General features: G+C 66.4%; 14 protein-coding genes. 13 read left to right on the forward strand and 1 reads right to left on the reverse strand.

What is annotated here, in order from left to right; all coding sequences use genetic code 11:
• Positions 1-12 precede the first annotated feature (12 nt).
• The 9 genes from ASH02_RS19120 to ASH02_RS19160 all read left to right on the forward strand — a co-directional run bounded on the left by ASH02_RS19120 (position 13) and on the right by ASH02_RS19160 (position 9,106).
• Entirely contained in the window at positions 13-771 is a 759-nt protein-coding gene (locus ASH02_RS19120; protein ID WP_057295292.1) for an arsenate reductase/protein-tyrosine-phosphatase family protein, read from the forward strand.
• A gap of 13 nt (positions 772-784) precedes the next feature.
• Positions 785-1,192 carry a VOC family protein gene (locus ASH02_RS19125; RefSeq protein ID WP_057295293.1) on the forward strand — a complete coding sequence of 136 codons (408 nt, stop codon included), beginning with the start codon at positions 785-787 and terminating at the stop codon, positions 1,190-1,192.
• Positions 1,193-1,231: 39 nt separating this feature from the next.
• Complete coding sequence (locus ASH02_RS19130; RefSeq protein ID WP_057295294.1) at positions 1,232-3,091, forward strand: helix-turn-helix domain-containing protein; 1,860 nt, start codon at positions 1,232-1,234, stop codon at positions 3,089-3,091.
• A 112-nt stretch (positions 3,092-3,203) separates the two neighbouring features.
• A complete protein-coding gene (locus tag ASH02_RS19135) occupies positions 3,204-4,472 on the forward strand; it encodes a hydroxymethylglutaryl-CoA reductase, degradative (RefSeq protein WP_057295295.1) in 1,269 nt (422 codons plus the stop codon).
• Positions 4,469-5,440 (forward strand): hydroxymethylglutaryl-CoA lyase, encoded by a 972-nt coding sequence (locus ASH02_RS19140; RefSeq protein WP_057295296.1) that lies wholly within the window; start codon positions 4,469-4,471, stop codon positions 5,438-5,440. Before ASH02_RS19135 ends, ASH02_RS19140 begins: the two co-directional genes overlap by 4 nt.
• On the forward strand, positions 5,440-5,856 hold the full coding sequence (locus ASH02_RS19145; RefSeq protein ID WP_057295297.1) for a hypothetical protein: 417 nt from the start codon (positions 5,440-5,442) through the stop codon (positions 5,854-5,856). The genes ASH02_RS19140 and ASH02_RS19145 overlap by 1 nt, the downstream gene beginning before the upstream one ends.
• Entirely contained in the window at positions 5,853-7,223 is a 1,371-nt protein-coding gene (locus ASH02_RS19150) for a tripartite tricarboxylate transporter permease (RefSeq protein WP_057295298.1), read from the forward strand. The genes ASH02_RS19145 and ASH02_RS19150 overlap by 4 nt, the downstream gene beginning before the upstream one ends.
• Before the next feature lie 243 nt (positions 7,224-7,466).
• Positions 7,467-8,708, forward strand: a complete 1,242-nt coding sequence (locus ASH02_RS19155) for a mechanosensitive ion channel (RefSeq protein WP_082620954.1) — start codon at positions 7,467-7,469, stop codon at positions 8,706-8,708.
• A gap of 155 nt (positions 8,709-8,863) precedes the next feature.
• On the forward strand, positions 8,864-9,106 hold the full coding sequence (locus tag ASH02_RS19160) for a hypothetical protein (protein WP_057295299.1): 243 nt from the start codon (positions 8,864-8,866) through the stop codon (positions 9,104-9,106).
• Positions 9,107-9,119: 13 nt separating this feature from the next.
• On the opposite strand, the gene ASH02_RS19165 is transcribed toward ASH02_RS19160, so the two are convergent.
• Positions 9,120-9,674: a dihydrofolate reductase family protein gene (locus ASH02_RS19165; RefSeq protein WP_057295300.1), complete on the reverse strand. Its 555-nt coding sequence runs from the start codon at positions 9,672-9,674 to the stop codon at positions 9,120-9,122.
• A 709-nt stretch (positions 9,675-10,383) separates the two neighbouring features.
• Here ASH02_RS19165 and ASH02_RS19170 point away from each other — a divergent pair.
• Genes ASH02_RS19170 through drmB form a run of 4 tightly spaced genes read left to right on the forward strand, consistent with a single transcriptional unit; the run spans position 10,384 to position 21,599 of the window.
• Positions 10,384-15,117: a sacsin N-terminal ATP-binding-like domain-containing protein gene (locus tag ASH02_RS19170; RefSeq protein ID WP_200959200.1), complete on the forward strand. Its 4,734-nt coding sequence runs from the start codon at positions 10,384-10,386 to the stop codon at positions 15,115-15,117.
• The gene (locus tag ASH02_RS19175) at positions 15,114-16,628 is read left to right on the forward strand and encodes an NERD domain-containing protein (protein ID WP_057295301.1); all 1,515 of its coding nucleotides are present in this window, start codon (positions 15,114-15,116) and stop codon (positions 16,626-16,628) included. Before ASH02_RS19170 ends, ASH02_RS19175 begins: the two co-directional genes overlap by 4 nt.
• Positions 16,628-19,810: a helicase-related protein gene (locus tag ASH02_RS19180; RefSeq protein WP_057295302.1), complete on the forward strand. Its 3,183-nt coding sequence runs from the start codon at positions 16,628-16,630 to the stop codon at positions 19,808-19,810. Before ASH02_RS19175 ends, ASH02_RS19180 begins: the two co-directional genes overlap by 1 nt.
• Entirely contained in the window at positions 19,749-21,599 is a 1,851-nt protein-coding gene (drmB, locus tag ASH02_RS19185; protein ID WP_235539084.1) for a DUF1998 domain-containing protein, read from the forward strand. Before ASH02_RS19180 ends, drmB begins: the two co-directional genes overlap by 62 nt.
• The last annotated feature ends 4 nt before the right edge of the window (positions 21,600-21,603 follow it).

A 21,603-nucleotide genomic window follows, 5' to 3' on the forward strand; every position in this document is an offset into this window, starting at 1 on the left:
TAATATCGAGAGATGGCTCGAGCCACGACCCTCACCCCACCGGTCACGGTGCCGGCGTTCCTGCGCCTGAGCGGGCATCCGGTCCGGTGGCAGCTGCTCAACGAGCTGGCCCGCGGCGACCGTCAGGTGCGGGAGCTCACCGCGTCGGTCGGCCAGCGGCAGAGCCTCACGTCGTACCACCTGAAGCTCCTGCGCGACGGCGGTCTCGTCACGATGCGGCGCAGCTCGGCCGACGGACGCGACACCTACTACAGCCTCGACCTGTCCGCCTGCCGCGAGCTGCTCGGAGCGGCTGGCGGTGCCCTGCATCCCGGGCTGGCCCCGCCCGGGCCCCCGCCAACGAAGGGCGGGCGCAGGAAGCCGACCCGCGTGCTGTTCCTCTGCACCGGCAACAGCTCGCGCTCGCAGATGGCCGAGGCGATCCTGCAACACCTCGGCGGCGCCGCGGTCGACGTGGTCAGCGCCGGGAGCCACCCCAAGCCGATCCACCCGTACGCCGTCCGCGTGATGCGCAAACGCGGACTCGACCTGAGCGACAAGCGCAGCAAGCACCTCGACGACTACGCCGGGCAGCGGTTCGACCACGTGATCAGCCTCTGCGACAAGGTGCGCGAGGTGTGCCCCGACTTCCCCGGGACTCCGTCGGTGGCGCACTGGAGCATCGCCGACCCGGCGGCCGAGGGCCACCCGGCGTTCGTGCGCACGGCGGAGGAGCTGGAGACCCGCATCCGGTTCCTGCTGTCGGCGCTCGGGTGCCAACCAACAGAATGAGAAGGGAATCGCCATGCCTGGCACGACATCCACGCCGGACCTCGCCGATCTGGTGAGCGTCCGCTACATGGTCGACGACGTCGAGAAGTCGATCGCGTTCTACACCGAGCACCTCGGGTTCACCGTGCGCACGGACTTCGCGCCGGCCTTCGCCGACGTGGTGCGCGGCAACCTGCGGCTGCTGCTGAGCGGTCCCACGAGCTCGGCAGGCCGCCCCATGCCGGACGGCGCGCAGCCGGTCCCCGGCGGGTGGAACCGCATCCACCTGATCATCGACGACCTCGTCGCCGAGGTGGAGCGGCTCGGCACTGCCGGGCTCACGTTCCGCAACGAGATCGTCTCCGGACCCGGCGGCCAGCAGATCCTGCTCGGGGACCCGTCCGGCAACATGGTCGAGCTGTTCCAGCCGGCCGCTCGCTGACCGTCCTCCCCGCCCCGGCCGGGCCGCTATCGTTCGCCCATGAGCACGCCGGACCTGCGGGCCCTCGCCGAGCTGGTCATCGCCGACCGGCCCGTCTCCGATGACCAGCTGCGTGACGCCGCTGCGGGGCTCGACGACGACACCACACGCACCCTGATCGCCGCCCGCGGCCGGCTCGACCGACTGCGGTCCCGCGACCGCGAGCTGTCGGCGCTGATGTCCAGCATCCGTGAGCTCGTCGGCGTGCGCGACGTACAACCCCTGTTGCAGAAGCTCGTCGACCGCGCGCACGAGTTGATGGGCACCGACGTCACCTATCTCTCCGAGTACGACGCCGAGACCGACGAGCTCTTCGTGCGGGCGAACCGCGGCGCCGTGTCGGCCAACATGCGCGGCCTCCGTGTTCCCGCGGGAGTCGGCCTGGCCAGCAAGGTCGTGCAGACCCGCAGCCCCCAGTGGACCGACGAGTACGACGAGGGCGCGTTCCCCCGCGACTCGGAGGTGACCGCCGCGGTCCAGGCCGAGCACATGCGCTCGATCCTCGGCGTGCCCCTGATCTCCTCCGACCGGGTGTTGGGCGTCCTGTTCGCCGCCGACCGCTCCACCCACGGCTTCAGCACCGACCAGATCGCACTGTTGACCGCGTTCGCCAACCACGGTGCGGTGATCCTGCAGACGGCGCGGCTGCTCGAGGCCGAACGCACGGCCGCAGCGAAGGCCGCCACGGCCAGCGCCGAGGCCGAGCGTCGTGCGGCAGCCATGGAGGCGTCCGCCGCCTTCCACGAAGAGCTGACCCGGCTCGTGCTGGCGGGCGAAGGCTCGTCGGCGATCGTCGAGTCGCTGGCCCGCGCGCTGGGCCGGGAGGTCTCTGCCGCAGACCGCGACCTGGTGCGCGTCGCCGGCACCGGCCTCGACGCCTGGTGGGTCGACGACCAGCTGCGTCCCGAGATCGTCGCCGCGGTCGAGGAGAGCCGCAACACCGCGCACTGGGTCGGGCTCGACTCCCCCGACCTTCCCGACGGCGTGGTCGCCGCGATGGCCGGGTCCACGCTCCTCGGCGCACTCCTCGTGGGTGGCGGCGACGAGCTCGACGACGTGCAACGCCGCACCATCGAGCGCGCGGCCCAGATCCACGCCCTGGTCACGATGCAACGCGACGCGATGGCCGACGCCGAGGAGCGGGTCCGCGGCGAGTTCGTGGGCGACCTCGTGTCCGGGCGGGCCGACTGGACGGCGCTGCAGCAACGCGCCAAGCAGCGCGGCGTGGTGCTCGACGGCGACTGGTTGCCGGTCTACGTCGACGGCTGGGACCGGCAGCGCTGGCGCCTGACCCGCTCGCTGGCCGCGATGGACCCGCAGTGGCTGGTGGCCCAACACGGCACCGGGGTGCTGGCCCTCGTGCGCTCCGACGAGGATGCGCAGGAGCTGGCCGACCGGGTTGCCCGGCGACTGACCGGCACCGAGTCGCCGGGGCTGGTCGTGGCCGGCGACCCCGTGCCGATGCGCGAGATGCCGGCCGAGGTCGACACCGTGACCTCCCTGGCCGAGGTGCTCCCGGGCATCGGCGTCACGAAGGGCGCGGTCACCGCCAGGGCCTACGCGCCGTACCTCGTGCTCTTCGGCGGCGGCGCGCAGCGCGCCAGCGGGTTCATCACCGACCAGTTGCAGCCGCTCATCGCCTGGGACTCCACCCACGCATCGGCCCTGGTCGCCACCCTGGCGACGTACCTCGAGCAGCACGCCAGCGTGACCCGGGCGGCCGAGGCCCTCTTCGTGCACCCGAACACGGTCAAGCAGCGACTCGAGCGCATCGGCACCCTGCTCGGCGACGACTGGCGCACCCCGGAGCGCCAGTTCCGGCTCGGCATCGCACTGCGCCTCCATCAGCTCAAACGCTGATCGGCCACACGAACCGCCCCAAGTGTGTCCGATTCGGACATGTGCCTCACGATGGCGCCGGGCTTTCCTAGGAGGGTCGAAGAACTTGACCCCAACTTTCGAGGAGCAGCACGTGGCCACCAGCAGAATTTCCGGATTTCGCGACCTGACCGTCGACCAGCGCCGGGACGCGGTCGCCGAGGTCGCCGGCATCGACGTGACGGAGCTGGACGCGTTCGACGCCGCCGGGTTCTCGGTGGACGCTGCCTCCCACATGAGCGAGAACGTGATCGGCACCTTCTCGCTGCCGATCGGTGTCGCCGCGAACCTCACCGTCAACGGCCGCGACGTGCTCGTCCCGATGGTCACCGAGGAGGCCTCGGTGGTCGCCGCGGCCAGCAACGGCGCCCGGATGGCCCGCACCCTCGGCGGCTTCCACACCAGCAGCACCGGTCCGATCATGCAGGCCCAGATCCAGGTCGTCGACGTGGTCGACCCCTCGGCCGCGCGCCTTCGCATCCTCGAGGCACGCCACGAGCTGATGGAGCTGGCCGCCGAGCAGGACCCGAAGCTGGCCGAGGTCGGCGGCGGCGTGAAGGACCTGATCGTGCGCACCGTCGAGTCGGTCGACGAGACATACGTCGTCGCGCACCTCGTCGTCGACGTACGCGACGCGATGGGCGCCAACGCGGTGAACACGATGGCCGAGGCCGTCGCCGACCGCATCGCCGAGATCGCCCGCGGCCGGGTCGTGCTGCGCATCCTCACCAACAAGGCCGACCTGCGCCTGGCCCGGGCCCGCGCCGTGCTCGACGCCGAGTCGCTCGGTGGCGCGAAGGTCGTCGACGACATCGTGCACGCCTACCGGCTGGCCGCGGCCGACCCCTACCGCGCCGCCACCCACAACAAGGGCATCATGAACGGCATCTCCGCCGTCGTCCTCGCCACCGGCAACGACACCCGCGCCGTCGAGGCGGGCGCCCACTCCCACGCCGTCGGTCCCGACGGCCGCTACACCTCTCTGTCGACGTTCGAGAAGGACGCCGACGGCAACATCGTGGCCACCCTCGAGCTGCCGATGCCCGTCGGCCTGGTCGGCGGGGCCACCAAGACCCACGCCGGCGCCCGTGCCGCCGTCGCGATCACCGGTGTGCAGACCGCCGCCGACCTGGCCGAGCTGGTCACCGCCGTCGGCCTGGCCCAGAACATCGCCGCCCTCCGGGTGCTGGCCAGCGAGGGCGTCCAGCGCGGCCACATGTCGCTCCACGCGAAGAACATCGCGATCGCCGTCGGCGCCACCACGGACGAGATCGGCCCGCTCGTGGCCACGCTGATCGCCGAGAAGGCGTTCCGCCACGACCGTGCCGAGGCCGTGCTCGCCGAGATCCGGGGCGCCGGATGACCTCCACCGTCCATCTCGGACTGCCGATGGCGGTCCCGGACCCCGAGCTGCCGTCGGCGGTGCGCATCTACGAGGTGGGCCCGCGCGACGGACTGCAGGCCGAGAAGGTGCCGGTGCCCGTCGAGGTGAAGGCCGAGTTCGTACGCCGACTCGTCGGCGCCGGCCTGTCGACGGTCGAGCTGACCAGCTTCGTGTCACCCAAGCGCATCCCGCAGCTGGCCGACGCCCGCGAGCTCGCCGCCCTGACCGACTTCGACGCCGGCGTCCGCCACCCCGTGCTGGTGCCGAACGCGCGTGGGCTCGAGGACGCGCTGGCCGCCGGAGCCCGTGAGGTCGCGGTCTTCGCCAGCGTCACCGAGTCGTTCTCGAAGGCCAACCTCGGCGCTCCTCGCTCCGACGTGGCTGCCGCCCAGGCCCTCGTCACGAAGGACGCGCTGGCCGCCGGGGTCGACGTACGCGGCTATCTGTCGATGGTCTTCGGTGACCCCTGGGAGGGTCCGGTGCCCGTCGACGCCGTGGTCGAGGCCTCGGTCGCGATGATGGAGACCGGCGTCCACTCACTCTCGCTCGGTGACACCATCGGCGTCGCGACCCCCGGCCACGTGCGCGCCGTCGTACGTGCCCTGGTCGACGCCGGCATCGCCGTCGACCGGATCGCCCTGCACGCACACGACACCTACGGCCAGGCACTGGCCAACGTGTACGCCGCACTCACCGTGGGCGTCACCGAGTTCGACGCCTCGACCGGCGGAGTCGGCGGGTGCCCGTTCGCGCTCAGCGCCACCGGCAACCTGGCCACCGAAGACCTCGTGTGGATGCTGCGCGGACTCGGCATCGACACGGGCGTCGACCTCACCACACTGGTCGAGACCAGCACCTGGCTGGCCGACCACCTCGGCCGCCCCTCTCCGTCGCGAGTCGTCACCGCGCTCGCGCCCAGCATCACTGACCGATCGGAGCTCACCTGATGTCCCGTCTCATCGAGGTGTGGGGCGACACCGTCGACTCCCGCCACATGACCGGCGCTATCGCCCTCGGGATCGGCATCGCCACGCCCACGTTCCTGCTGGGTCGCCGGATCTTCGAGAGCACCGTCGACGACCAGACCCTGGCGCAGTCCTACGCCCTGTTGGTCGGCCTCGGCGCCTGCCTGGTCGCGGCCGTCATCTCGGCGCGCCTGTTCAAGCCGAAGCGGGTCGTCACCGAGGTCGAGGCGACCCTCGAGGGTCGCCGCGCGGCGCTCGACGCGATCGCGGCCGAGGGTGGCGAGTGGACCGACCCGGCCGAGCTCGCCCCCGAGGTGGTCGACGAGCTCCGCTCCCTGGGCCTGTACGACGTCCTCGTCGAGGCACACCGTGACCGCCAGGAAGAGGTGACGGCATGATCGAGGCATTCCTCTGGGCCCTCGGCATGGGCCTGATCGGCGCCATCGCGTTCGCCGCCATCGGCCTGGTCTCCGGCACCGACGAGACCGCCGTCGTGGCACCCCTGACCCTGCTGGTCGTGCTCCTCGGAGTGCCGGCGTCGGGCGTGTTCAGCTTCTTCCTCGCCGGCGTCGTGGCCAAGCACATCACCCATGCCATCCCGACCACCCTGCTGGGAATCCCGGGCGACACGATGGCGGTGCCGATGCTCGCCGACGCGCAACAGCTGCGCGACCTGGGCGTGCCGCACATCGCGCTGCGCAAGGCGATCTCGGGCGGCGTGGTCTCGGCGTTCATCGCGGTGCCGTTCGCGGTGCTCTTCGCGACGCTGCTCTCCCCCATCGCCGACGAGATCGGCGACGCCGCACCGTGGATCTTCGCCGGTGCCGCCCTGCTGATCGCGTTCACGTCGAAGGGCCGCTGGGCCGCGATGGCCGCACTGTTCCCGTTCGTGCTGCTCGTCGTCGGGCTGAACCTGTTCGTCACCCAGCAGCTCGGCCACGGGCTGAGCATCAGCTTCTTCCTCGGCATCGCCACCGGCCCGCTGATCGCGGACCTGTTCCTCGCGATGTCCCCGTCGGGCCGCAAGACCCTCGAGCGTTCCAAGCCGTCGGAGTTCGACCTCGCTCCCGACGTACGCACCTGGAAGGGCCGGATGCCCAACCCGCTGAAGGTCCTGGACCGCAAGCAGCTTGCCTACACCTCGGGTGCCGCGGTCGTCTCGAGTGCGACGTTCGTCTTCTCGCCGGTCGCGATGACCGTGATGATGGGCGAGCTCGCCGGGTCGCGGATCAAGAACGGCTACCACCGGCTCACCACGATGATGTCGGTGCGCAACGGCACCACCGAGTCGACGTACATCGCTGAGACGTTGATCCCGCTGATCGCCCTCGGCCTGCCGTTGTCGCCGATGGCGGCCGGACCCGCGGCGCCGCTGTTCAACGCGCCGCCGGTCTACTCGGTCAACGCCGAGACCGGTGACACGCACAACCTGCACGACCTGCTCTCCACGTGGGAGTTCCTGGTCTTCGGGCTGCTCGCCGTGGCGATCGCCGCGCTGGTCGCCTACCCGTTCGCGATGACCAACGCCCACCGTGCGGCGTCCTGGGTGATGCGCAACGTCTCGCACGAGGCGATCATCGGCGCCTTCGCCGGGCTGATCCTGGTCATCTGCCTCTACGAGGGCGGGCTGCTGGCCGTGCTGGTCACCGTGACCGTCGGTCTCATCGGCGGGTTGATGAACCGTCTGCTCGGGGTCCACTCCGGTGTGCAGTTCATGGGCTACTACGCCGCCGTGCTCACCGTTCCGGCGCTGATCGCGCTGTAGCTCCACGCAGCATTCACACCGGTCCGCAGTCACCTCGTGGCTGCGGACCGGTGCCGTTTGTCGGGCTCTTTGTTGTGCTGTGCAAGGTGTCGTGCCGATCGTGAGACGGGGCTGGCGATTCGCTCGCGCTTCGACCACTTCGCGATAACGTCACAAAAAGGCGACGATCGTTGCGCCCGTCATCTCGGGCGGGCGCCGACCTCGATCGTCGTACGGATTCTCCGCTTGGGAGGAGATGTCGAAATGGATTCACTCAAGGAAAGTTTCGAGGACGTCGACTGGGCAGGGCTGGCCGGAAAGGTCGCCGCAGCCATCGTCATCCTGGTGGTCACCTGGCTGATCGCGAAGCTGGTGCAGGCCGCGTTCGTGAAGGCCACCCAGAAGGTCACCGTGCTGCAGAAGGCGGGGTCCGACGGCGAGAGCATCGGCGCCTCGTTGGGCACGATCGGCTCGTTGCTGGTCTGGATGTTCGGCCTGATGGCCCTGTTGCAGCTGTTCGGACTGACCCAGACCCTGGCGCCGATCCAGAACCTGCTCAACGGCGTCACCGGCTTCATCCCGAACCTGATCGGTGCGGCACTGATCTTCGTCGTCGGCTCACTGTTGGCGAAGGTGGTGCGACAGCTCGTCGAGACCGCGCTGGGCGCGTTGCCCTTCGACAAGTGGCTCAACCGGGCGGGTGCCGACGAAGTCACCGGCAACACCTCGATCAGCAAGACGCTGGCCCTCGTGCTCTACGCACTGATCATGATCGTCGTCGCCATTGCTGCCTTGCAGGTCCTCGGCATCTCCTCGATCTCGGAGCCCGCTGAGCAGATGCTCAACACCATCTTCACCGCGATCCCGAACATCATCGCCGCGGCGCTGCTGCTCGGCATCGGTGTCGTGATCGCACGCTTCGCCGGCGACCTGCTCGAGGAGCTGCTCAACGGCTTCGGCGTCGACCGCTCGCTGCACGCGATGGAGGTGCTCCCCGCCGACAAGAGCGCGACCCCGGCGATCGCCAAGATCGCCCAGGTCGGCATCGTGCTCTTCTTCGCCGTGATGGCCGCGCAGCTGCTGGAGTTCCCGCAGGTGACCGAGTTCCTCAGCGCGATCCTCGAGCTGGGTGGGCGCGTGATCTTCGGTGCCGCCGTGATCGCGGTCGGCGTACTCATCGCCAACCAGCTCGCCAGGCTGGCCACCGGCAGTGGTGGCACCATCATCAAGGGCGCCACGATCGTGCTGTTCGCGGCCATGGGCCTGAAGTTCATGGGCATCGCCGACTCGATCATCGAGCTGGGCTTCGGTGCCGTGGTCATCGGCGGCGCCCTGGCCGCAGCCCTGGCCTTCGGGCTCGGTGGCCGTGAGGCGGCCGCCCAGCAGCTGGCCAGGCTGCAGCAGTCGGCGGCGAACTCGTCGACCGGCGGCCCGGCTGGTGGCCCGGCCGGCGGCTCGACTGGCGGGACGCATTCGGGCGACCCGCTCGGAGGTCCGACCGTCTGACCTCTCGCACGACACCACGACAGGGCCGCCGGCATCTCGCCGGCGGCCCTGCCGTGGTTTCAGGCCTGCGTCCTCATGAACGCCGTACGCCGTTTGCCCAAGCTGGCCTGGGATGCGCTGCTTCTCGAAGTCGCGGTCTATCGCTCACTCGGTCGATGGATCATGCGCCGACCCGCCGTACCGGCGGGAGCGAACTCCCCGGCATCATCAAGACGCTCCACCTGGATGGTGACCTGCTGCTCCTCGGGGTGAGCAGCCGCACCAACGTGGAGCTCGTGCTCCGCGCGCCGACCGTTCTCAGCACGTCGCAGGGCGAGATGACGGCCGCTCGGGTCGGGCTCTGGGTGGACGAACCGCGTGACGTCGCGCAGCTGTTGGGTCAGCGGCTGCCCACCTGAGCCCGACGCGCGATCAGTCCTGCGGCTTGAGGCGGTAGTTCAGGAACACGTTGCCCAGGCTCGACGTACCGGAGTCGACCAGCTCGAGACGGGTGAGCGGCGTGGAGTCGTCGAAGAGCCGGCGGCCTTCGCCGGTGACCGCGGGGTGCATGGTCAGGGTGAGTACGTCGATCGCCCCGCCGAGGAACATCGAGCGCACGGTCTCGACTCCTCCGACGACGGAGATGTCGCCGCCCTCGCCCTCCTTGAGCTTCTTGACGTAGTCGACCGGGTCGCCGGAGATGCGCGTCGAGTTCCAGTCGAGGTCATCGCCCAGCGTCGAGCTGATCACGTGCTTGGGGATCGGGTTGATGAAGTTGCCGAACTCGTCGCCGTCGCCCGGACCCTGCCAGTAGTCGCGCCACTCCTCCCAGAGCTTGCGGCCGATCACGATCTCCTTGACCGGAGCCAGGGCCGCGCCCATGCGCTCGCCCTCCTCCTGGCCGAAGGCGTCGAACTGGAACAGGTTGGGCGACTCGACCACACCGTTGACCGAGTAGAAGAGGTGAGCACTGACGTTGCGAGACATCGCTGGGGCCTTCCGTAGTTGGTGGATGCCGGAGAAGACCAGTCTGTACGCCGAAACTCATCGCCAGTGCTTGACGATCAGCGGCCAGCGATGCCCGACGGCGTCACGTCACCGCCGAGGCCCCGGCCGTCCAGCTCACCGATACCGACGGAGAGCTCATAACCAGACTTCCACAGAACACGACCGAGCCCTCTGCCCCCTGGGTTGGAGCACGTCGGCCGTGGCGCTCTCGCCTTCGGCTCCGCGTTCGTAGTTCTCGGCCGTGCGTCGGTGGCGCGCAGCCTTCTCATACTGCCGGCGTGCTTCGTCACGCGCCGGGCTCCCCAGCCATCACACCCCCACAGTGTGCTTCTCCCAGGAGGCTACAACTGCATCGTCGAACCTAGGCCCGAACGCGGAAATCAACGGGTTGACTCGGCCGGTGATCCACCCTGAACGGCTCCGCAGCGACTCGAACTGGCACAGCCATGCCCTGATGCAAGTCAGGATTTACACCAGGTCGCAAGCAGCGGGCTAGGGGTTTGAGTCCCCAAGCTCGACCCACTGAAACCGCATGCCAGCCTGCGGATTCTCACGTTCTCCGCGCTGACTCCCTGCTGCTCGATCCGCTCCCGCGCCTGACTGGTGGGGGAACGGTGTCCAGAGATCCAATCAGCAATTTCGCAAAACGAGGGTCATTCTGCCGGTCCTCTGACTAAGGTCGTTGCTTGTGACGGACTTGACATCCTGGCTTCCGGACAGCGCGCTCGTCGCCGAGGTCGATGATCAGTTCCGTCGGGCGATCGAGTCTTATCGGATTCATCCTGACCTGATCGCCGAACATGCGAACCTGGAAGAATCGATCCGTACCGGCGGGTACGCCAACCGCACTCTCCTCGAACTCGTGCAGAACGCAGCAGACGCCCTGGCTGGACCTACCGATGGCGACTCGCTCGGACGGGTCGAGATCGTCCTCGATACCGACAGCTCGACGCTGTATTGCGCAAATGGTGGCCGCCCCTTCTCGAAAAGCGGCTTGACGGCGATCACGATGGCGCATCTGAGTGGGAAGCGCGGTGACGAGATCGGCCGCTTCGGCCTCGGTTTCAAGTCGGTCCTGGCAGTAAGCGACGCGCCCCAGGTATTGAGTCGATCGGTGGCTTTCCAGTTCAACTCTGAGGCCGCGCGGGCCGAGCTGGCCGAAGTAGGCCCGGCAGTGAAGCGGTACCCGATTCTGCGGACCGCGACTGTTGTAGACGCTGCCGATGAACTGCGTTGTGACCCGATCCTGACCGAACTTGGCGCTTGGGCGACCACAATCGTGAAGCTCCCCGACGCTCGAAATCTAGATCGACTTCACGAGGAGATCGAAGCATTCGCCTCCGAGTTCCTGCTGTTCGTGAGCGCAGTCCGCGAGGTCCGGTTGCGGATCGTCGGAAATCATCCGTACGAGACGATTCACTTGTCCAGGGACCTCGGCAACGGGCACCTGAAGATCGAACGCCCGGACGGAGACGGCGACGAGTGGATCGTCCAGGACCGGATGCATCGTCCGTCGCTGGAGGCGCGACACCAGGTTGGCGAGGCAGTTTCCCGCGAACAGGTCAAGGTCACCGTGGCTGTTCCCACCAAGCAGTCGCGCCAACGAATCGGCGAGTTCTGGTCGTACTTCCCTTTGCAGGACAAGACGTCCGCGTCGGCTCTTTTCAATGCGCCGTGGAGCGTCAATGACGATCGGACGACCCTGCTCAAGAACGACTACAACAGGGAGATCCTGCGGACGGTCTCCGACATGTTCGTCGACCTTCTCCCCAGGGTGCGATCCCAGGACGATCCGGCCGCCCATCTCGACTACATGCCTGCGCGTGGACGCGAGACCTTGAGTTTCGGCGACGAGCTCCTCACCGGGCATCTGCCGCTGGTGGCATCTAAGGTCGCCTTCATTCCCGACGCCCACGGCACCTTGCGCCACGCGACCGAGCTGAAGCCGTTGGACTTCGAGGTCTCGTTCGATGCGGCTCCCGCGATCCATCGCGCTTGGATCGAGTCCCCAAACACTCGGGACGATGTCCCCTCGTGGCGCTGCTACGCCACGCCGACTCGCGTTCGTCGTCTGCGCGATCTATTCGTGGCTGGCGTGGCGGGAGATACGCTCGAGTCCACGAACAGGGACACGAGCCGCGCCCTGGAGGCGATGCCGAAACGAGGTCTCCTGAGCTGGCTCAAGGAGTGGGCCGATGGGACGGATCCCGTTTCGTCTGCGCACGCGTTCAAGGTGGTTTGTACGCATCCGAAGCTTGATGGGATTGCCCGGGCCAAGGTGATCCCCACGTCGGATGGGCTTCGCTCATTGAGCGACCACGCCGTCGTCTTCGTAAAGCGGGAGAGCGACATCGAGGTCGAAGGCGGCGTCTTCGTCGAGCCAGCGTTCCTCAGCCAGCCTGACGTCGAGCGGCTGCTCCGTCAGGCCGGATTCCGCGACCTCGACCCCGAGGCCATCCTGAACGCCCGGCTTGCCCAACTGGGCTCACCGCCGAGCTCCGCCGACCTCACTAAGCTTTGGGATGCAGTGCTCGAAGTCCCCGTCCGGACGGCTGTGAAGACCCTGGCGTCCCAGCGGTCGAAAGTACAGGTTCCGACGGTGGACGGCTTCTGGTCGGCGCCTGATGGAGTGTTCGACCTCGACGTCCAACTCGGTCCTGAGTACGCCAACCGCACGTTGGATCGCCAGCGCTGCATGCCCGCCGTCGCCCACCAACTCGGTGTGATCCAGGGACCGGTGAAACAGTTCGCGGTCGAGGATGAGCTTGCGTTTGAGGAATACCGCGACTCGGTTCTGACGACACTCAACGCCGTTCGCGGTCCTGGCGAGCGATCGACCGAGCGGATCGAATTCACGCCCGGCATCGGTCCGGGACCGATGTCTGTCCTAGGAATGCTTCGCGACGCTGGGGCGAGCGAGTCGGTCCGCGTGGAGTGGACGAACGATCTTCTGGTCCACGGGGACGCCGACTGGGTCGGCGAGGACCTGGATACAGGTCGCACGTTCTCCGTTGTTTCGCCAGCGCGCTGGGCCGTCGAAAGCGCGGGGCTCGTCAGGACCACCCGCGGCAGCCGTCAGCCTTCAGCCGCGGTGAGTGCGTCGATGGTCAAGTATGAGGCATTCCTCCCTCTCTTCCGCGGACCGGCTCAGGTTGCCGACGCGCTCCGGCTTCCAAGCGATCTGGCGAACGTGCCGGCCGCCGTCCTTCGCGAAGCAGTAGAAGGCGACATCTTCCCCACCACGCTCACAGACGCAACTCTGGTGGAGTTCCTGCTCGAGGCGTGTCCGCTTGCCTATCCCGCCGGAGCCAAGCCCCCACGGATCCCGGCACGAATACGGCGCGTCGTGGAGTCACGGGCTCCCAGCGCCGTGTACTTGGCAACAACGGATGAGCAGCAGGCTTACTTGGCGACGAGGGATCGTCCTCATATCCACGTTGACGAGGATGCGGCCGAGAAGCTCGTAGCGCTGGTCGGCTGCCGGCGTTTCGAGGAAAGTTTCACGTTCTCGATGCGAATCGAGGGTCAGCAGGACCCGCAGCCCCTGTTGGATCTCTTCACTGGTCTGCGTGGCTGGCCCAGTAGCATCGAACTCTCGAACGTGACGCTGTCGAGAGCATCCTCAATCGAAAAATGGGTGACCACGGAGGACGGCGTCGAGCCGCAATCGTTGGATCACTACAGAGACGGCGTTTTCCTGGTCATCGGCGCTGACGTCGATGATCGCGGCGCTCTTCGGCTTGCCAGCGAGGTATTTGACCTCGGCATCACTAACGCGGAAATCGATCGAATCCTCAAGGTCGGTCTCGAGCACCACTTGGAGTTGATCAGGCAGGAGGCGCTCGCAGCAGACACCGACACCGAGCGCCTCGAGGTCTACTTCGGAGACGACGACTTGCGGGAGAAGCTGCCGAAAGGCCTCTGGCAAGGTCTGGAGGCTCAGGGTCTGGTGTCAGCACGTACTTCCGTGGCTGAGCTTTGCCTGTCGGTCTATGGCAAGGACACGGTGCGAGAGCTCGCCGATCTCTTCAGGCGTGACGGATTTCCAGACGTGCCTGACCGGTGGGCTGGGCTGCCCGCAACTATCACGTGGCTTCGAAGAATGGGCTTCGGCGCCGAATTCGCCGGACAGCGCGGCCGCCGCCAGATGGCCGAATTCGTCGTGCCAGGGGCGACAATTCTCCCCGCACTACACGACTATCAATCCCGGATAAGCGAAGACTTGCGGAGCGTTCTGCGCGATGTCGGCGATGGCGGGCGCCGCGCGAAGGCGATGGTCGAACTCCCGACGGGTGCGGGGAAGACGCGGGTTGCGTCGCAGACCGTCCTGCAGCTATTCATCGACGGGGAACTTGCCGGGCCGGTGCTGTGGATCGCCCAGTCCCAAGAGCTGTGCGAGCAGGCGGTGCAGACCTTCAGTTTCGTGTGGCGCGGGCTTTGCACCGACCAACGGGTGGATTTGCCGCTGACGATCGGCCGGCTCTGGGAAGGCAACGACGTCCATCAGCCGGACACGGATCTGAGCGTCATCGTCGCCACGGATGCCCAGCTCGACGTCGTCCTCGGCGGTGCAGAGTTCGAATGGCTGAGTCGCGCCTCTGCCGTGTTCGTGGACGAAGGACACGTTGCTGGCAACTCCGCGCGTTACACGCGGATCTTGAGCTGGCTCGGCGTCGACGGTCGTAGCTGGGACAGGCCGCTGGTCGGACTCTCGGCAACGCCCTTCAAGGGCACGTCGAAGCAGGCGACCGATCAATTGGCCGCTCGCTTCGGGCGCCGCAAGCTCAATGCATTCGAGGAGAATGCCTATCAGGAGCTCGTGTCGCGGGGCGTGCTCGCACGCGTCAAGCACAAAATCCTCGAAGGCGCGAAGGTTCGCCTGACGGACGCAGAGGCTAGTGACGCAAAGCGGCTGAACCGCATCAGTGGCACAGTTCTGGACCGCGTGGCTGCAGACCACGAACGCATGGCCATCTTGGTCCAAAGCATTATGGATCTGGAACCAGAGCCTGGACGATCTGTTCTCGTTTTCACCCCGACCGTGCTGTCGGCACAGGTGCTCGCGGCGACTCTCCGGTTCCGCGGCGTTGAGGCTGCCTCGGTCAGCGGCCAGACCGGTCGACAGGAGCGACGGGACGTGATCGATCGCTTCAAGAATGAGGGGATCCAGGTCCTAGCGAACTGCGAGCTCCTTACCCAGGGATTCGATGCCCCCGGTGTCACCGCGCTCTACATCGCCCGGCCGACCTTCAGCCCGAACGCATACATCCAGATGGCCGGGCGTGGGCTGCGTGGCCCAAAGAACGGCGGGAAGGACGAGTGCCTGATCGTCGACATGGCCGACAACTTCGGCAGCTCGGACATCAACAACCTTCTCGGTTTCCGTGAGTACGAAGAGCTCTGGCAGGAGCAGCAAACGTGATTTTGGTCCCCGACCTGCACGACATTGAACACACGACGCAAAGCGACGCGGAACGGCGGGTAGCACGACTTCTTCAGGCGATGCCGAGTTCCGAGGCGGTCGCCTTCCACTCGGTGAAGCTCCGATCGCACCAGTACAAGCAGATGGCCGAGGCAGACTTCGTTGTGCTGTGGAAAGGCGTCCTCGTCGTCGTCGAGGTGAAGGGCGGGGGAGTCAAGAAGTTCGAAGGGGTCTGGTACTCAATCGACCGGAATCGCGATAGCCACCGGCTGTCCACGTCACCAATGGAACAAGCACGGTCTGCGATGTTCGCGCTCAAGGACATACTCCGAGAGGACCGAGTCGGTTGGTTCGCCGCCGAAGCGATTGTCATCACGCCGGACACGGAGGCGCCGCCCTCCGCTACCGAGTGGAAGCGAACGCACTGGCTAGCCAAGGAGTCGATGTCTGCAGTGGCTCTCGAGAAGGCACTGGACTTTGTCGTCGCGGCCTCGCCAGCTGCCCCGCACGGCTCCCGGCGTGCTCGCGCGGAGGAGCTTCGCAACCGCCTCTTCGGCGAGTTCACCCGCCTTCCGGTCGTCGACGCACAGCGAGGCGCAATAATCGATGAGCAGAACGTGGCCACGGCCGATCAAGCCCGGGTTCTGGCCGGACTGGCGAGAAACGAGCGTCTTGTCGTTCTCGGTGGTGCGGGAACCGGGAAGTCGGTTGTGTTGGCTGAGGCAGCGAAGCAGGAGGCGGACGCCGGGCGTTCCGTTCTAATCACATTCCGGTCTCGCGGTCTGCTCGACTTCTTCACACCTCGTGTCGTCGGACGTGGAATCGATGTCGTCCCGTTCGACGACCTTGACGCAAGTCGCGTGTACGACGTACTGCTGGTCGACGAGGCGCAGGATCTGATGTCCGCAGACGCGATGGACCTCATCGACCGAGTCGTGGTGGGGGCGCGATCCGGCGGCCGCTGGCGGATGTTCCTGGACCCGAACAACCAGGCTCATGTCCACGGCGTCTACGATCCGGACGTCTTCGAACTCGTTGGTTCCGACGCCATGGAGTACGACCTGACCCTGAACGTGCGGAATACACGCGCGATAGTTCACATGGTGCAGGAGTACTTGGGCTCCGACGTCGGCGATCCTGGGATCGTGAACGGGGAACGCATCCAGTGGCACTGGACAGAAGACGATGACACCGTAACCGCCGCCCTTTCTCTCGCGGCCTCGCTCAAGACGAGCGGCGTGCGCGCATCGGATGTATGGGTAATCCCCGTGACGGCTGCAGCAGGTTCGGACTGCCTAGTCGATGGGATTCGAGTCCTGAGCCCACGAGTGGCGAAGGGGCTCGAATCGGAGAACGTGATCGTCTGCGCGCTCCCGAACGAATTCGACGACCAAGCATTGTCTGCGTTTTACGTGTCCGTCACTCGTCCGCGTGTCGCCCTGCATGTTGTGGCCAGCGCAGGCGACAAGAAGAGATTGCAGTCCCTGGCGCGCGACAAGGAGGGACGCTGATGGCACTGACTACGCCGCAATCCATTGCACTGAACCACCTCAAGAGGGCATACGTCGGCCCCGAGCAGGGGGAGTCCGAGGTGCTTCTCAACCGCCCGTCACTGCAATACGCCGTGGGCATGTTGTTTCCTTCGGAGGACGGCAACGCTTCAGCTAGACCCGCCGACACGGACCCTGAAGAGTTCGTTGACGCCGACGTCGAGGACGGTGACGTCGAGGAGGACGGCGCGGCCCCGCCTCTCGCAGAGGATTGGCGCCCATCGTCGGTTGCACTGTCATTCGTGACAGCGGAGGACTCATTCCTTTGTGACTTCTCGGCTGCGAACTACGCGCTGATCGACGATGACGGTCCCCTGCGCTGGGCGCGCCAGCCTCAAGAGTTCCCGGGTCTCGTCCTGGAGCGCGGGGTGGCGACGCATCGGCAGCTCACCATCGGTGACCTGCCGGTCGAGGTCGGCTCAAGATGGAGAAGGTTCGGCAACGGATGGCTCGTCACGGTCCACGTCCGCTTGATGTCGAAGTCCAGCGGCAACGACAGGGACGACATTTCGTTGATGCTGTTCCAGGTCGATCTGTCGGTCCGCCCGCGACAGTCGGGGGCGCTCCTCGAGTACGACACGTCACGGACAATCGATGTGAACGCCGAATCGCGGGAACTGAGACTGCGGTACCGCCAGTCGAAGGTCTTTGGGGTGGGACACGGAATGGCCGCCGGCTGGGATCTCGATGAGGACGGCACCTGCGCTCGAGTCTTTCTCGACCCGGTTCCGCACTTCGTGGTGCCCTCGATCGAACAAGCGGTTGGCAAGGAGCTCAACCTCACCGAGGCCGCGAGTCGGTCGATGGACCTCGCCTACCTCTCAGCGGTGGACACGAATCGAGACGTGGTCACGGCCGCCCTGGGCGACTTTGTTGATGCGTTCGCCGCGTGGGCCAGCATGCAGGCGGGGAAGGCTGAGGCACTTGGCGACGACGCGCGTGAGATCACCCAGAGGTCGGCAGTCGCCGCCGCGCGGATGCGCGCCGGAGTTGCCGTACTCTCCGACGAATCCAACGGGGAGATCCGGACCGCGTTTGCGCTCAGCATGGCGGCGATGCGGATGCAGATGCGCCAGGCAGCCCTGGGTCGAGGCGAGACCGACCCGGCGCCGGCGTGGCGACCGTTCCAGTTGGGCTTCCTGCTCGTGTCGCTCGCATCCACGGTGGACGACGCACATCCGGACCGAGAATTGGTCGATCTTATCTGGTTTCCGACGGGTGGGGGAAAGACGGAGGCCTACCTCGCGCTTGCCGCTGTCGTCATCTTCCTTCGTCGTCTCTCCCATGGGCCCGAGGGTGCCGGTACCGCCGTGATCACGCGGTACACGCTTCGTCTGCTCACCGCTCAGCAGTTCCAGCGCGCTGCCTCTCTGATCTGCGCGATGGAGCTCCTACGGAAGCAGGATCCGCGGGCGCGAGGCATGGCCCGCTTCACCATTGGCCTGTGGGTGGGAAACGACGCGACTCCCGGCACTCGAGCGGCGGCGAAGCACGCTCTCGAACGCTTGCACAAGGCAAGGAATCCCAAGGAGGCGAACGAGTTCCAGGTCACCGACTGTCCGTGGTGTTTGAGCGAGCTCGTCCCCGACGAGAAGGACGACAGTCGACGTACGTATGGCGCGAGGCTATCTGGGAACGACGTGGTGTTCCGGTGTGTCAGTCCGGATTGCGAGTTCAGCTTAAGAGACCTGCCGATGGCCGTTGTCGACGAGGTGCTGTACGACGATCCGCCGACGTTCCTTCTGGCAACGGTCGACAAGTTCGCCCGCCTGCAGTTCAACGAACGTGCCGGACGGCTGCTTGGAATCGGTACCGTATTTCGACAGCCTTCGCTCATCATTCAGGACGAACTGCATCTACTGTCAGGACCACTCGGGACGACCGTCGCGGTCTTCGATGCGGTCATCGAACTTCTGCTGAGCCGCTCGGGATCCCACCCGAAGATCGTCGCATCCACGGCCACCATCCGGGCGGCGGCCGAGCAGGTCCAAGGCTTGTACGGCCGATCCGTCGCGCTCTATCCGCCCGCGGGACTTGATGGGGACACGACCTTCTTCGCACGCCCGGTACAAAGTGGCGAGGGGCGGCTCTACATCGGCCTGATGCCGCAAAGTGTTTCCCAGGCAACTGCCATGATTGCCGCCACGTCACCATTGCTCGAGGTTCCGAGGGCGATTTTCGGAGCCGATGGCGTTGGTGGTCGGCTCGATCCGTACTGGACGTTGGTCCTTTATCACAACAGCCTCCGAGAGCTCGGACGGTCGGGAGCCCTACTCCTCGACGACATCAACGGGCGTCTCGAGACCCGGGCTGAGAGGCTCGGGACTGAGTTGCGCCGGGTTCGCGCGGCTTCCGTCCTCGAACTCACGAGCAGGCGCGGGCCGGAGGAGCTCCCGAACGACCTACGTCGCCTGGGCGTGAGTGCGGACCGATCGGACGAGGCCGTCGACGCCGTTCTGTCATCGAACATGCTGTCGGTCGGCATCGATGTCCAGCGCTTGGCGCTCATGCTCATGGTCGGCCAACCGAAGACGACCGCTGAATACATCCAGGCGACGAGCCGTGTTGGTCGTGGCTCCGTGAACGGGATCGTCGTGACCCTGTTCAGGTCGAATCGGGCTAGAGACCGCTCGCACTTCGAAACATTCCGCGGCTACCACGACGCGCTCTACCGAGGCGTCGAACCGACCAGCGTGACCCCGTGGTCCCTTTCGTCCCGCGATCGCTCGCTGGCCGGTGCTTTGGTTGCTCTAGTTAGGCAATCATTTGCAACGATGGCAGGTGATGCCGACGCCGGTCGCTTCGACCTTTCGGACGGCACATTCCTGGCCCGGCTCGAGCCGGTCATCGACGGGTTCCTGAAAACCGTCGCCCGCGCCGATGGCCGGGAGCGCGATGATGCGGCCGAACATGCGTGGGAGTTGCTCCGTGAGTGGGACCATCTCGCGGCTTCCGCACGCTCGGAAGGCGATTCTCTTCGCTACGAGCGCCGGCAGGGCGCCGAGACCGCTCTCCTGAAGCGGTTCGGCCAGCCGGGCGTGGGCTGGATGGTGGGGGACTCGATGCGATCCGTTGAGCCAAATGTTGCTGTCGAGGTGCAGGAGCCGCTGCGGGAGGTGGAGCGTGCAGAAGATCAGGCATGACCTTCGGCTGTCAGAGACCGTGTCACCGTTCGGCGTCGGCTCGATTGTTGACGTTCGCGGGGAATCTTTGATTGCCCCGGACACATCATGGTGGGACCGACGTACGGCCGCCGAAATCCATTGCGACCGACTCGTTGCTCAGCTCGGGGGCGGCGTGCTTCGCCAAGCACCCACTCACGCAGGACGTACCGGAAACGACACCGCGAGCTTGCTGTACTGGCGATTTCCGGCGTGGAGGTTCTGCGAGCGATGCGGCAAACTGTCGCAGTTGACGAGGATTGACAAGGGTAAGTTCCGGAACTTATGTGACTGCGGCGGCGCGGTAGTGCCGATGCGGTATGTCGCCATCTGCCAGACCGGCAGCCATGTACAGGACGTCCCGTGGTTCAAGTGGGCTCACCGCGGACACGACCAGGGTGTGACCGACGAGGTCCGGTACTGCCGCGCGTACAAGGAGTTGCGGTTCGAACGCTCGAGCAAGCACGGCGAGGGGCTCGCATCACTGCGAGTAGTGTGTGGCAAGTGCAAGCGGTCGCGGTCGATGGTCGACCTCGTCACCAAGGATGCACTGCTGCGCGACGGTATCCTCTGCAACGGGCGTCAGCCTTGGGAGAGCGACGACGTTGTGCTTCAGCCGTGCGAGTCACACTTGGTCGCGGTTCAACGCGGAGCAACCGGCAACTACATCGCCGAGAGGGTGTCGGCCCTGGACATCCCCGAGGAGCGATCGCGCTCCGAGGAGCTCGTCGAGCAGGTTCGGGCACACGACCTGTACCAGCGGCTCGTCGATGACAACGGCGGCCCGAGGTCTGAACAAATCGCAAGTTGGATTGCTGACGAACTGGAGATGGAGACCGAAGGGGTACTTCGGATCGCAGTGGCCGCGGACACGGACCCTGAGACGCCAATGCTCGATCTAAAGGACGGTGAGTGGGCGGCGTTCAACAAGAAGATCTCTGCGGGTCGCGACCGGGCAGTTGGTGACTTCGTCGTCGACGGATGGACCCCGGACTCTTTCACCCACGGACCGGACGAACTCCGTGCCGCGTTCACTGGCATCGGTCAAGTTCGACGAGTGAGGGAGGTTCGCGCGCTCAGGGGCTTCCGTCGGCATACTCCGCAGGCGGACTTCATCCGCGCGGACCTCGATCGGGACCCGCGGCATCGACCCGTCTACCCGGCGCTTGAGTTGTTCGGGGAAGGCGTCTTCCTGCAGTTCGACGAGACTCGACTGGCGAACTGGGAATCCCAGCCAGCAGTTGTGGCGCGCGCGAAGATCTTGATCGATCGTCGTGCTGAGTCGGACTGGGCGCACCGCCTCGATATGCCCGAACCGAGGTTCATCGCACTGCACACCCTCGCTCATCTGATGATCCGTCGGCTGGCGTTCGCGAGCGGCTACTCGTCAGCGTCACTTCAGGAGCGGATCTACGCCAACTCCGATCGGAACGACAAGACTGCGGGCGTTCTTATCTACACCGCTGCGGGCGACGCACAGGGGACCCTCGGAGGTCTTGTCCGACTGGGCGAACCGCGCCACTTGTTTCCGTTGCTGGTTACAGCCCTCGACGACGCCGACGTGTGCTCGAACGACCCCGTCTGCATCGAGAGTGACCGCCAGGGCTCCTCCCAATTGAACCTATCGGCGTGCCACGGCTGCGCGCTCGTCAGCGAGACGTCATGCGAGTCCGGGAATCGCCTGCTGGACCGGCAGCTCGTTCTCGGCGGCAGCGAGGTCCCTGGGCTGCTCGAGGATGTGCTGCCCGTTGTTCGCGGGCTGACAGTATGAACGT

This window comes from Nocardioides sp. Soil796, assembly GCF_001429525.1.
In the GTDB taxonomy this organism is placed as follows: domain Bacteria; phylum Actinomycetota; class Actinomycetes; order Propionibacteriales; family Nocardioidaceae; genus Nocardioides.